The organism is Streptomyces sp. 13-12-16 (assembly GCF_002114215.1).
Classification (GTDB): Bacteria; Actinomycetota; Actinomycetes; order Streptomycetales; family Streptomycetaceae; genus Streptomyces.
This window is the reverse complement of the sequence record NZ_NCTE01000011.1, coordinates 1-12,622: the sequence shown is the minus strand read 5'-3', so window position 1 is coordinate 12,622 and position 12,622 is coordinate 1. Positions and strand designations below refer to the sequence as shown.

The following is a 12,622-nucleotide window of genomic DNA, read 5'->3' as shown; positions in this document are numbered from 1 at the left end:
ACGTCCCGCCCGAGCCGCACGCGGAGACGAGCAGCGCGGCCGCGGCGGCGCCGGCGGCGGCCAGGAGGACGCGACGGCGTGCGCGGGGGGCTCGGTTCGAGCGCTGGGGGGCGCGGCTGGCGGCACTCATGTGAAAAGTTTCGCATGCCCGTTCCCGGGATCTTGAGCACCCCCCTTGCGGGCGGAAACCCGCATATCAGGCGGCGTTGCCGGGGCCCGTTCCGGTGGTGGTGCCGGTGTCCTTCGCGAACGCCTTCCAGCCACCGGCCGGTTCCTCGCCGACGTCCAGGGTGCGGAACCGCTCCAGTACCTCCGGCTTCTGCACGTCCAGCCAGTCGGTGAACTGCCGGAAGGAGACGAGCCTCACGTCGCCGCCCTTCTCCTTCTCCCGCGCGATGTGCTTGAGCGCTTCCTCCACGGCGTCCATGTAGATGCCGCCGTTCCACTGCTCGAAGTGGTTGCCGACGAAGAACGGCGCGCGGTTCGACTCGTACGCCCGCTTGAAGCCGGATATGTACGCCTGGGCCGCCTGCCGTCGCCAGCCGGGGTGGTTGTGGGCGGGCGCGTTGGTCGAGTTGACCGACTGGTTGGCGAGGATGTTGTAGTCCATCGAGAGGACCTCGAAGGAGTGGCCGGGGAACGGTATCTGCTGCAGGGGGAGGTCCCATATGCCCTGCTTCTTCGACGGCCAGACCTGGCGGCCGCCGGGCGAGGAGGAGTCGTAGCGCCAGCCGAGCTCGCGGGCGGTGGGCAGCAGCTTGTCCTGGCCGAGCAGACAGGGCGTGCGGGCGCCGACGAGCTCCTTGTCGTAGTCGAAGGGGAGCGGCTCCAGGTCGGTCCAGCCGGAGTTGGTCCGCCACTCCTTGACGAAGGACTTGGCCTGCTCGATCTCGCTGCGCCACTGCTGCGGGGTCCAGTTGCCGACGCTGCCGGAGCCGGCGCAGAAGTGGCCGTTGAAGTGGGTGCCGATCTCGTGCCCCTCGAGCCAGGCACGGCGGACGTTCTTCAGCGTGTCCTTGATGTGGCCGTCGGTGAGGTAGCCGATGTCGGAGGCGCCGCGCGGGTTGTTCGGGGGGTCGTAGAGCCGCTTCTTCGACTCGGGGAGCAGGTAGAGGCCCGAGAGGAAGAAGGTCATGGACGCGCCGTGCTCCTTGGCGAGGTCCAGGAAGCGCGGGAAGAGGCCGTTGCCGACCTCGCCGGCCCCGTCCCAGGAGAAGACGACGAACTGCGGCGGGGTCTGGCCCGGCTCCAGCGGCACCGGCGCCTCGGGCTGGTGGGGCTGCTTGCCGGTGAAGGAGGTGGAGCCGTCGCCGATCGGGCGGGCCGTCCTGGTCGGCTTCGGGTCCGGCTCCGGTGTGCCGGACCGGCCCTCGGAAGGACGGGAACCGCCGGGGCCGTCCGAGTCCTTGTGGCCGCCGCAGCCGGCCAGCGAGGCGGCGGCAGCGGCCCCCGCCCCGAGCCCGAGCATTCCCCTACGGGTGAGACTGCGCATGGCAACCCCGTTCGTCACGTCCTCTGGTGGTCACTCACTCAGAGGACGCGACGGAGCCGGGGGTTCCCGGACGGATGCGGGGGTTTCGCAACGGTTTTCGAAAGCGTGGTTCCCGTCGGGCGCCGCGCCGGTCCGGGACGGCGGGCCTCACGCCGGTCCCGGACGGCGGGCGTCACGCCGGTCCCGGACGGCGGGCGTCACGCCGGTCCGGGACGGCGGGTGTCACGCCCCGAAGGCCTTGCTCTTCCCCTTCACCGGCTTGGCGCCCGCGAGCAGATGCGCGGGGACGAGATCGCGGGCCGGCTCGCTGTAGCCGACGGAGACGATCCTGTCGCCCTGGTAGGTGAAGGTGGTCAGCGAGGCGAGCGTGCACTGCCGCTTGCGCGGGTCGTGCCACAGCCGCCGCTTCTCCACGTACGACCGCACGATCCAGATCGGCAGCTGGTGGCTGACCAGCACCGCCTCGTGTCCGCGCGCCGCGTCCTTGGCCGCGTTCAGCGCGCCCATCATGCGGATGACCTGGTCGACGTACGGCTCGCCCCAGGACGGCTTGAACGGGTTGACGACGTGCTTCCAGTTGGCCGGGCGGCGCAGCGCGCCGTCACCGATGCCGAAGGTCTTGCCCTGGAAGACGTTCTCCGCCTCGATCAGCCGCTCGTCGGAGGCGATGTCCAGGCCGTGCGCCTTGGCGATGGGCTCGGCCGTCTCCTGCGCCCGCTCCAGCGGGGAGGCGACGACGTACGTGATGTCGCGGGAGGCGAGGTGCTCGCCGACCCGGTCGGCCATGCGCCGGCCCAGCTCGGAGAGGTGGTAGCCGGCGAGACGGCCGTACAGCACGCCGTCCGGGTTCTCGACCTCGCCGTGCCGCATGAGGTGGACGACGGTGACGTCGTCGTCCTTCTTCACGGTGCTCACGCGGTCGCCTCCGCTGCCGCTCGGGCCGCCGCCGGAAGGGCGTCGGCGATCCGCTGGACGGCCTTCTCGTCGTGCGCGGTGGACACGAACCAGGACTCGAAGGACGACGGCGGGAGGTAGACGCCGTTCGCGAGGAGGGAGTGGAAGAACGCGGTGAAGCGGAACGACTCCTGCGCCTTCGCCTCCTCGTAGTTGCGCACCGGGCGGTCGGTGAAGAACACGGAGAACATGTTGGAGGCGTTCTGCAGCGTGTGCGCGACGCCCTCCTTGGTCAGCGCCTCGGTGACGAGGGACTGGATCTGCCCGGAGACGGCGTTCACCTTCTCGTACGCGGCGTCGTCGAGCAGCCGCAGCTGGGCGAGCCCGGCGGCGGTGGCGACGGGGTTCCCGGAGAGGGTGCCGGCCTGGTAGACGGGCCCGGCGGGGGCGAGGTGGCCCATCACGTCGGCGCGCCCGCCGAAGGCCGCGGCCGGGAAGCCGCCGCCCATCACCTTGCCGAAGGTCATCAGGTCGGGGCGGACGCCGTCGACGCCGTACCACCCTTCCCGGCTGGTCCGGAACCCCGTCATGACCTCGTCGGAGATGTACAGCGCGCCGTTCGCGGCGCACGCGTCCTTCAGCCCCTGGTTGAACCCGGGCAGCGGCGGTACGACGCCCATGTTGCCCGGCGACGCCTCGGTGATCACGCAGGCGATCTCACCGGGGTGCGCGGCGAAGGCGGCGTGCACGGCGTCGAGGTCGTTGTACGGCAGCACGATGGTGTCGCCCGCCTGGGCGCCGGTGACGCCGGGCGTGTCGGGCAGCGCGAACGTGGCCACCCCGGAGCCGGCGGAGGCGAGCAGCGAGTCGACGTGCCCGTGGTAGCAGCCGGCGAACTTGACCACCTTGGTGCGCTGCGTGAAGCCGCGCGCGAGGCGGATCGCCGACATGGTGGCCTCGGTGCCGCTGGAGACGAGCCGCACCTGCTCCAGCGGCTCGATCCGGGCGGTCATCTCCTCGGCGAGCGCGACCTCGCCCTCACCGGGCGTGCCGAAGGACGTACCGCGTGCGACGGCCTCCTGTACGGCGGCGATCACCTCGGGGTGCGCGTGTCCGAGGATCATCGGCCCCCAGGAGCAGACCAGGTCGACGTACTCGCGTCCGTCGGCGTCGGTCAGGTACGGGCCGGTGCCCGACACCATGAACCGGGGCGTGCCGCCGACGGCGCGGAAGGCGCGCACCGGCGAGTTCACGCCGCCGGGCGTGACGGCCGCGGCACGGTCGAACAGCGCCTGCGAGGCTCGGGCTTCGTATGAATATGGCAGTTCGCTCATGACCTGCGACTTCTCCGACCTTCTCCGACATTCCGGGGGCTTCCCGGCTCCGGGTGCGTATGACGTGTCCAGGGTAGGCCAGGGGCGGCCTGCGGCATCCGGCCCCCGTTCGGCCGTGATCTGCGAAACTGACGTCTGATACACACAGCTCACACGGCCGGGGCCGGCCGGAGGCTGCGGACACCCCGCGGGCAGATGTTTCACCGCACGTTTCGGCGGGCGGCCGTGGGGGAGGTCACTGACACGATGATCGGGTTGCGCGGCGGGGGCCACGCGTCCTAGAAAAGCAGTCGGGTGGAGATATGCATCGCGGTGGCGGACTGGGCGAGGGGACTGATGACCTGGGTCCTCGACGTGCCCGGCGGGGAAGGCACCGGCGGCGCGAGGCGGAGGACACGGACGAGACGCGTCGCACACGCGGCGAGCCGGAGCGGATCGACCCCCTGAAGGGGGCGGGGAGCAGGAATGGTGGTCGGGTGGGGGTGACGTACAAGTACTTCGGCGCGCCGGACGGCGCCACCGCGGCCCGCGTCCCGATATCGATGCGCCCCGAGGAACTCGGCGGCGACGAGCTCGGCATGAACGGCATGTTCACCAAGATCAAGCCGGAGACCATGGCCGCGATGGTCCTCACGGGCATCGAGGGCGTCCCCCTGCACAAGGTCCCACCCCTGGAACTGGTCGTCCTGCACCCCGACTACGCGGTCGTGAAACTCCCCATGACGGTCGTCGACCCCCTGCGCGGCATAGGCGAGGAGGCGGTCGGCGCGGCGGCCTTCATCTGGTCGACGGTCCCGGACCGCGGCGGCCCGCGGGACGCGTTCAACGTGTACCAGTTGCTGCACGAGTGGCAGGACTTCAGCCACCGGCTGCACGAGGCGGGGCATCAGGCGTACTGCCTGGTCTGGCCCTGAGCCGGGGTTTCGTGGGGGTCGGGCGGGGTCTTCGGGCCTCGCCCTTCTCCGCGCCGGGGTGGGGTCTTCGGGCGGCCGGGGCACGGTGGTCCCCGCCGCGGCTCCGATGCGCCGGGGGGATGCCCCGGGCGCGTTCCGTGGCCGGGGCCTCGCCCGCCCCGGGCGGGCCACGTCACAAACGCGCGGCCGTCCGCCAAGATCACTTGTCCCGGTGATCCCGGTGGACGGCCGCGGTCCGCGGGCCCGTCGAGCGGCCCGCGTTCGGGGTCACTTCCGGAGGAAGGCGAGGAGCGCGGCGTTGACCTCCTCCGCGTGGGTCCACAGCAGTCCGTGCGGGGCGCCCTCGATCTCCACGTACTCGGCGGACGGCAGCGCCTTGTGGAAGGGCCGCCCCGTCGCCTCGATCGGCAGGATGCGGTCGCCCGTGCCGTGCAGGATCAGCGCCGGCACGTCGATGGCCGGGATGTCGGCCCGGAAGTCGGTGTACCAGGTGGAGGGCGCGGCAGCCGCGGCGTGGGAGCCGCCGCCCGCCGCGACGTTCCAGCTGTTGCGCACGGCCTCCTCGCTGATCCGGGAACCGAGGTTCTCGTCCAGGTTGTAGAAGTCCTTGTAGAACTCCGTGTAGTACGCGTAGCGGTCGGCCTTGACGGCCGCGACGACGCCGTCGAAGAACTCCCGGGGAGCGGCCCCGTCGGGGTTGTCGTCGGTCTTCAGCAGGCAGGGCTCCAGCGAGGCCAGGAAGGCGACCTTGGAGACCCGGGCGGAGCCGAAGGTGGACACGTACCGCGCGACCTCACCGGTGCCCATGGAGAAACCGACCAGGACGGCGTCCCGGAGGTCGAGGGTCTCCAGCACGGTGTTCAGGTCGGCCGCGAAGGTGTCGTAGTCGTACCCGGTCGTCGGCTGTCCGGACTGCCCGAATCCGCGGCGGTCGTACGTGATCACGCGGTGGCCCGCGTCCAGCAGCGCCGCGCTCTGCCGTTCCCAGGAGTGTCCGTCGAGCGGGAACCCGTGGATGAGGACGACCGGCTGACCGGTGCCGTGGTCCTCGTAGTACAGGTCGATGGCGGTGGAGTTCTCCTGACCCACGGTGATGTAAGGCAAGGTCTCTTCCTTCGTTCGGTGGGGCTGGTGCGCGTTCGGGTGCGCGGCACGGGACGGGACGACGCTAGGACCGCCCCCTCCCCCCGTGTTGTCCTCGAGCGCATCGCTTCTTGCCCGTGCGCGCCGGAGGGCGGACGCACCGTGGCCGTCACCGTGCGGAACGCCCCGGCGTCCTCCGGATCTCCGCCGTCTCCCTCTGCGGCAGCGTCCTGACCTGCGCAGGCGCCGCCCGGTGCACGCAGGGACCGGTTACAGTGCACGGAGAGACAACGGCTCGCCGGCGCACCGCCTCCCCCGCAGTCGCACCGCGCTCGTCGGACCCGGCCACAGGCTCCGGCTTCACGCACACCCGCTGCGCCAGGCGGCGGTCCCGGCGGACGAGCCCGGACGGGAAGGGTCATTCATCCATGGGAGGGGAGGGCGGTCCGCTGTCCCGCAGCGGTCTGCGCGGTCGGGAGGACGAACTGGGGGAGCTCGAAGCGCTGGTCGCCTCCGTGGCCCGCACGGGAAGCAGCGGACTGGCCCTCATCCAGGGCGAGCCGGGCATCGGCAAGACGACGCTGCTCGCGGCGACCATCTCCACGGCCCGGGAGGCGGGTTACTCCGTCGGCATCGGCAAGGCCGACGAGCTGCACCGCATAGTGCCGCTCTCGTCCTTGGCGGCGTGTGTCCTGCACGGTGACCGGCCACTGCTGTCCGCCGACACCTTCGCCGACCTCGCCCGCAACCACGACCAGCGGATCTGGCTGGTGGAACGCCTGGCGGGGGCGATCGAGGACCGAGCGGGCGGCATGCCGGTCCTGATCGGCCTGGACGACGTGCAGTGGGCCGATCCGCTGAGCCGGTTCGCCCTGCAGCAGCTTCCGGCCCGCCTGCGGACGTCGCCGGTGCTGTGGCTACTGGCCGGGCGCCGGGAGCCCGCGGGCCCGGCGGAGGAGATCGTCGCGGCCGCGGACGGCAGCCTCCCGGCGGTCACCGTGGCCCTGGGACCCCTGTCCGGCGCGGCGATCGCCCAACTGGCCGACGACACCCTCGGTACGGCAGCCGACGAGCGGGTACGGGACCTGCTCGACGGAGCGGGCGGGAACCCGTTCCTGGCCGTCGAGATGCTCACGGCCCTGCGCGACGCCGAACCCTCGGACGACCCCGTGCCCCGCGGACTCGTGGTGGGGGTGCGCGGCAGGCTCAGATCACTGCAGGCCGACACGCTGCGCTTCCTCCAGATGGGCGCCGTACTGGGGCGCAGGTTCGACTTCCACGACGCCGCCGCGCTCTGCGGCCGGCCTGCCGCCACGCTGATCACCTCCCTCGACGAGGCCGTAGGCGCCGGGATCCTGGACGACGACGGCGACCGTCTGGTCTTCCGGCACGATCTGCTGCGCCAGGCGGTGTACGTCGACATCTCGCCCTCGGCCCGGAAAGCCCTGCACAGGGAGGCCGCCCGCGGTCTCGTCGCCGCGGGGCGCCCCCCGGTCGACGCGGTGCCGCACATCCTCAGGGGGGCGACGCCCGGGGACGAGGAGGCCGTGTCGCTTCTGCGGCGCGCGGCCGAGGACGTCCTGCCGGTCACGCCGGGGCTCGCGGCCGACCTGATGACCCGCGCGCTGGAGCTGGTGCCGTCCGCCCGGCCCCTCAGGTACGCCGTGGGAGAGCAGACGATCCTCTGCCTGACCCGGGCCGGCCGGAACGGGGAAGCCCTGGCCACGGGCGACCGGCTGCTGGCCGAGAGGCCGCCGCTGGAGGAGTTCGGTCGGCTCCAGGCCGGCCTCGGCGGGGCCCTGTGGAACATGGACCGCGCGGGGGAACTGCGGCGACGGGCCGAGGCGGCCCTCGCCCTGGCGGGTGCCGCCCCTCGGATCACCGCGAGGCTGACCGCCCTGCGCACTCTGGCCCTGTCCCGGGACCACGATCTGGTGGCCGCGCGCGAGGCCGGTGAGGCCGCGCTGCGGGCCGCCGTCCAGGCCGGTGACCGGGACGCGCACACCCTGGCCCTGTCCGGGCTGGGCGAGATCGCCCAGAACGCGGGGGAGAACGCGCTCGCGCTGGACCGCTTCGCCGCGCTGAGCGCCGTCGATTCCGCCTTCCTGCCCGAAGAGATCGTCGCGCACCTGCACATGGACGACTTCGACGCCGGTGCACGGCTGCTCCTGCGGGCGACGGAGGCCGGTACGACGCGTCAGGCGATGCTGCTGTGGGCACAGGGCCAGCACGACCTGGGTCTGGGCCGGCTCGACGACGCCGACGCCGCCTTCGCGACCATGGAGCGCCTGGAGAACGAGGTCCACGCCCCCGTCCAGCAGGTGAACGGCCGTGTGATCCGCTCCTGGATCGCCCTGCTGTGCGGTGACCGGGACGCCGCGCGGCTGCATCTGGCCGCGGCGCGGGAAGGGCTGGAGGCCAAACCCAACCCGGGCAACACGGCCGCGGTGCGCTTCCTCGAAGCGCTGCACGCCGACGCCGACGGGGACACCGGCCTCGCCGTCGACAGGATCCGCCAGGTGGAACGGGAAGGCCCCTTCATGCGCTGGCGCGTCCTGCGCGACTGGACGGGCCACGCGATCCGCATGGCACTGAGCGGTGCCGACGGGGAGCTGGCCGGGGAACTGGCCGCACAGGCCGCGGCCCACGCCGGACGCAACCCCGCCGTGCCGACCGCCAGAGGTGTCGCGGCGCACGCCCTCGGACTCGTCAGGAACGATCCCACCGCGCTCGAACGCTCCGTGGAAGTGCTCGACTCGGGTCCTCGCCCTCTCGTCAGGGCCGCCGCGGCGGCGGATCTCGGACGGATGTTCCTGGCGGCGGACCGGAGACGTCAGGCTGTGACCGCGCTGACCCGGGCCCGCGACACCTTCACCGCGGCGGGCGCCCGCGCCGCGGCGGCACGGGTGCAGCGCGACCTGGAGAAGACCGGGGCCGGCGGTCGCAGGCCGGCGAACGTCCAGCGGCCCGTGCAGGGTTGGGAGGCCCTCACCGCGTCGGAGAGGAAGATCGCGCGCCTCGTGGCCCAGGGCCACACCAACCGGTCGGCCGCCGACCTGCTCGTCGTCTCCCCGCACACGGTCAACACCCACCTGACGTCCGTGTTCCGCAAGCTGTCGGTCAACTCCCGGGTGCAGCTCGCCAATCTGGTCACGACCCTGCCCGAGGACTGACGGGCGGGCTGGTACGTTCACGCGATGCGCCGCCGCGACCGGATGCGCTTGGCTGAGGGATCCCCCAACCGGTCGGAGGTCACCGGCATGCACGGACCCAGCCACGCATCGCCGGCCGTCGTGCTCGTGCACGGTGCGTTCACGGACGCGTCGTCGTGGGCGGAGGTCACCGGCCTCCTTCACGACGACGGACGGACGGTGCTCGCCCCGGCGAACCCGCTGCGCGATCCGGCACAGGACGCCGCCCGGATCAGGAGCGTGGTCCGGGGCATCGGCGTCCCCGTCGTGCTGGTCGGCCACGGCTACGGCGGAGCGGTCATCACACAGGCCGCCACCGGCACCGACAACGTCGTGGCCCTGTGCTACGTCGCGGCCTTCGGTCTCGACTCGGGCGAGTGCGTCCTGGACGTGGTGAACCGCTTCGCCCCCGCGCCGGTGGCCGGTGCGATCGTCACCACGGACCTCCCCGCGCGGACTCCCGGCCGCCCGGAACGCGGAATCCGCCTGCGTGAGGACCTGTTCCCCCAGGTGTACGCGGCCGACCTCCCGCCCGACGTCACAGCGGTGCTGGCCACAGCCCAACGCCCGATCGCCTGCCGCGCGTTGACCGGCCGGACGGGCAGTCCCGCCTGGACCTCCACGCCGTCCTGGTACGCGATCGCGACCGCAGACCGGATGCTCAACCCCACCGCCCAGCGTTTCATGGCCCAGCGCATGGCGGCAGCCGAGCACGTGGTGGACGGATCGCACGCCGTGCTTCTGTCCCGGCCCGACGCCGTGGTGGCGATGATCCTCGAAGCCGCCGAGTGGAGCCGGTGCCCCTGACCGCGACGACGCCCCTTGCGCGAAGCCCTGCCTCCTGAACACCCGCGTCGTGAGCCCGCCGAGACCGTTTAGGATGCGTTCGAACGGAAGTCACCGGTCCGGGCGACCCCGACGGCCCTCGGAGTCCCGCCTCCGCGCTGCGGCCTCAGCCCCGAACAGCCACTCGGTAAGGGCATCAGCATGATCTCAGCGGCCGGACGGCGGACCTGGCGCGTCTCCACCCACGCGGCCGCCGCTCTGACGCTCACCCTGGCCGTCACCGGATGCGCCGACGGGTCCGGCACCGGGTCCGCCGCGGGTGAGGTCACCTCCATCACCGTACTCGACTACTACACCGACGAATCCGAGCACGCCCAGTGGAACGAAATGCTGGGAGCCTGCGGCAAGGCGGCCGGCGTCGAGGTCGAGCACACGAGCGTCCCACCGGCCTCCCTCGTGCCCAGAGTGCTGCGGCAGGCCTCCTCGCGGACCCTCCCCGACCTGTTGATGCTGGACAACGCCGACCTCCAGCAGATCGCCCGGACCGGCGCGCTGACCCCGCTGGACCGGTACGGCATCGACACCACCGGCTTCGCCGAGGGCATCCTGTCGGCGGGCACGTACGAGGGAGAGGTGTACGGGCTGGCTCCCTACGTCAGCACGGTCGCCCTCTTCTACAACAAGGACATGCTCGCCGAGGCCGGTGTCGCCGTACCGAGGACGTGGGACGACCTGAGGGAAGCCGCTGCCGGGCTGACGCGCCCGGGAAGATACGGCATGGCGGTCGACGCGAGTGCCACGTTCGAAAGCAGCTGGCAGTTCCTGCCCTTCCTGTGGTCCAACGGCGGGGACGAGAGACGACTGGACACCCCGCAGGCCGCGCAGGCGCTGCGGCTGTGGGTCGATCTGGTGTCGAGCGGGTCCATGTCGAGGTCGGTGCTGAACTGGACCCAGGCTGAGGTCCACGACCAGTTCGCCGCCGGACGGACGGCCATGATGATCAACGGTCCGTGGCGGATCCCCGCGCTGAACGCGGACGAGGACCTGAACTGGGGAGTGGCTCCCGTCCCCGTGCCCCGGACGGGGCAGAAACCGGTCACCCCTCTGGGTGGTGAGGTGTGGACCGTCCCGCAGGGCCCCTCCGAGGCCCGGCAGCAGAAGGCCGCCCAGGTGCTCGCCTGCCTGAACAGTCCCGCGAACACGCTCACCCTGGCCGAGCAGCACTTCACGGTTCCCTCCCGTACCGAGGTCGTCGCCCGGTATGCCGAACGGAACCCGTCGCTGGCCGTCTTCGTGGAGAGCGTGGAAGGAGCGCGCACCCGCACCGCGGAACTCGGCGCCAGGTGGCCCAGGGCAGCGACCGGGATCTACACCGCGATCCAGTCCGCGCTGGCAGGGGAGCAGACGCCGGAACAAGCCCTCCGGCACGCCCAGCGGATCGCGACCGGCGACTGACCCGTCCGGCCCCGGGAGGCGGCGTCCCGCGTGGACTCCTGCCGCCGCACCGGACGTTGCCCGGCGCCGCATCACCGGGGAGCCCTCGGGTGACACGACGCCCCTTCCGGTCGGGGACTCGATCTAGCGGGTTCACGCGATGTGCCGGACCGGTACCCGCTGGCACGGTGATGAGGAAGGCACACACCGGCCGAAGGACATGAGGACAGTGGTCCCGGACACCCGAGAACAAAGAACCCCCCGCGGTCCCCGCACCGTCGACCCGCCGCACCGGCGGGCGTGCCCGCGCGCGACTCTGTCCCGGACGTTCGGCACCGTGGACATGACCGTCCCCGAGGACACGGACACCGGCACGGTCAGTACGACACCGCTCGGCCGGCTCCGGGCCGTCACCGTGACCGGGGACGCCCTGACCGCCGTACGAACGCGCCGGCTCGTCGCACGGGACGGCCGAAGCGGGTACGTCGTGGTCACGTTGCTGGACAGCGGGGCCGGCCGCTTGGAGCAGGACGGCCGGGTGGCGCTCCTCAGCGCCGGGGACATCTTCGTCCACGACATGGCACGCCCTCTGCGGCTGTCCCTCCCCCGGCCCTTCCGGACCAAGTCCCTCGTCCTGCCGAGGGACGTCCTGAGTCTGAGCGAGCCCGACATGGCTCACGTGACCGCCCGTCCCCTCGGTCCCGGCACGCCTCTCGGCGGTCTGCTCTCGCCCTTCCTGGCCGGACTCGTGGACGGCGCCGGGAACTGCGCGCCGCGCACCGGCGAACTGATGGCCCGCAACGTGGTGGACCTGCTCGATGTGCTGGCCGACGAGGTGCTCGGCCGGACGGCCGAGGACGCGCCCGGCGGGAACCGGGCACTGCTGCTGCGGATCCGGGCGTTCATCGACCGGCACCTCGCGGACCCCGGCCTGACCCCGCAGACCATCGCCGAGGCCCATCACATATCCCTGCGCTACCTGCACAAGCTGTTCGAGAGCGAGGACGCCACAGTCGGCCGGTGGATTCAGCGCCGTCGCCTGGAGGCGTGCCGACGCGACCTGACGCTGCACGGGAACGCCACGATCGCCGCGGTGGCACACCGGTGGGGCTTCACCAGCGCCGCGCACTTCAGCCGGGTGTTCCGGACCGCTTACGGCATGGCACCCCGCGAATGGCGTGCGGCCCGGGAACCGGCGCCGCAGCGCACCTCGCCCGAGGACGCCTGAGGAACCGGCCGCCTTCCGGGGGGAGATGAGGGAACGTTCCGTCGACGCGGCGGAGCCGCCGGTCACCGCGTTCCTGCGGCGAACCGTCCCGCTCGTACCGCAACGGCGGCACGGAGGAGACGCCGAGCAGGGCGAACCGCCCGGCCCGCAGCCACCGCGCGCCCACGGTCCGCGTCCGGCCGCCGACGCCGCGGACGGATCGGGCGGTCCACAGCGCGCGGAAGACACGCGCCGCGAGCGGGGACCGGGCCGGACTCGGCCGTCGA

At 72.3% G+C, this 12,622-nt stretch carries 9 protein-coding genes and 1 pseudogene; 5 read left to right on the top strand and 5 right to left on the bottom strand.

Going from position 1 to position 12,622, the window contains the following annotated elements:
• The 4 genes and pseudogenes from B7767_RS47630 to hemL form a co-directional block, all read right to left on the bottom strand.
• Nucleotides 1–130: pseudogene (locus B7767_RS47630) on the bottom strand (TlpA family protein disulfide reductase); the annotation flags it as partial.
• A gap of 66 nt (nt 131–196) precedes the next feature.
• Nucleotides 197–1,468 carry a hypothetical protein gene (locus B7767_RS00650; RefSeq protein WP_085570346.1) on the bottom strand — a complete coding sequence of 424 codons (1,272 nt, stop codon included), beginning with the start codon at nt 1,466–1,468 and terminating at the stop codon, nt 197–199.
• Between the two features lie 246 nt (nt 1,469–1,714).
• Nucleotides 1,715–2,362 (bottom strand): histidine phosphatase family protein, encoded by a 648-nt coding sequence (locus B7767_RS00645; RefSeq protein WP_179166985.1) that lies wholly within the window; start codon nt 2,360–2,362, stop codon nt 1,715–1,717.
• A gap of 41 nt (nt 2,363–2,403) precedes the next feature.
• A complete protein-coding gene (hemL, locus tag B7767_RS00640) occupies nt 2,404–3,720 on the bottom strand; it encodes a glutamate-1-semialdehyde 2,1-aminomutase (RefSeq protein WP_085570344.1) in 1,317 nt (438 codons plus the stop codon).
• Between the two features lie 476 nt (nt 3,721–4,196).
• Here hemL and B7767_RS00635 point away from each other — a divergent pair, with 476 nt between their 5' ends.
• Nucleotides 4,197–4,634: a hypothetical protein gene (locus B7767_RS00635; RefSeq protein WP_003992141.1), complete on the top strand. Its 438-nt coding sequence runs from the start codon at nt 4,197–4,199 to the stop codon at nt 4,632–4,634.
• A 267-nt stretch (nt 4,635–4,901) separates the two neighbouring features.
• Here the strand turns inward: B7767_RS00635 and B7767_RS00630 are convergent, their stop codons facing one another.
• Nucleotides 4,902–5,738, bottom strand: coding sequence for an alpha/beta fold hydrolase (locus tag B7767_RS00630; RefSeq protein WP_085570343.1), 837 nt, complete (start codon nt 5,736–5,738; stop codon nt 4,902–4,904).
• Nucleotides 5,739–6,145: 407 nt separating this feature from the next.
• Between B7767_RS00630 and B7767_RS00625 the strand changes: the two genes are divergently transcribed.
• From B7767_RS00625 to B7767_RS00610, 4 genes are all read left to right on the top strand, one after another.
• Nucleotides 6,146–8,890, top strand: a complete 2,745-nt coding sequence (locus B7767_RS00625; protein WP_085570342.1) for a helix-turn-helix transcriptional regulator — start codon at nt 6,146–6,148, stop codon at nt 8,888–8,890.
• 87 nt (nt 8,891–8,977) lie between these two features.
• Nucleotides 8,978–9,715 (top strand): alpha/beta fold hydrolase, encoded by a 738-nt coding sequence (locus B7767_RS00620; protein WP_256923273.1) that lies wholly within the window; start codon nt 8,978–8,980, stop codon nt 9,713–9,715.
• Between the two features lie 180 nt (nt 9,716–9,895).
• Nucleotides 9,896–11,149, top strand: coding sequence for an ABC transporter substrate-binding protein (locus B7767_RS00615; protein WP_085570341.1), 1,254 nt, complete (start codon nt 9,896–9,898; stop codon nt 11,147–11,149).
• Nucleotides 11,150–11,288: 139 nt separating this feature from the next.
• Nucleotides 11,289–12,356: a helix-turn-helix domain-containing protein gene (locus tag B7767_RS00610; RefSeq protein ID WP_306297927.1), complete on the top strand. Its 1,068-nt coding sequence runs from the start codon at nt 11,289–11,291 to the stop codon at nt 12,354–12,356.
• Nucleotides 12,357–12,622: the final 266 nt, after the last annotated feature.

Excerpts from the sequence above, each read along its gene's own strand:
- B7767_RS00610 (WP_306297927.1), top strand. The coding sequence starts at position 11,289 with ATGTGCCGGACCGGTACCCGCTGGCACGGTGATGAGGAAGGCACACAC.
- B7767_RS00615 (WP_085570341.1), top strand. The coding sequence starts at position 9,896 with ATGATCTCAGCGGCCGGACGGCGGACCTGGCGCGTCTCCACCCACGCG.
- B7767_RS00645 (WP_179166985.1), bottom strand. The coding sequence starts at position 2,362 with ATGCGGCACGGCGAGGTCGAGAACCCGGACGGCGTGCTGTACGGCCGT.
- B7767_RS00620 (WP_256923273.1), top strand. The coding sequence starts at position 8,978 with ATGCACGGACCCAGCCACGCATCGCCGGCCGTCGTGCTCGTGCACGGT.
- B7767_RS00625 (WP_085570342.1), top strand. The coding sequence starts at position 6,146 with ATGGGAGGGGAGGGCGGTCCGCTGTCCCGCAGCGGTCTGCGCGGTCGG.
- B7767_RS00650 (WP_085570346.1), bottom strand. The coding sequence starts at position 1,468 with ATGCTCGGGCTCGGGGCGGGGGCCGCTGCCGCCGCCTCGCTGGCCGGC.
- hemL (WP_085570344.1), bottom strand. The coding sequence starts at position 3,720 with ATGAGCGAACTGCCATATTCATACGAAGCCCGAGCCTCGCAGGCGCTG.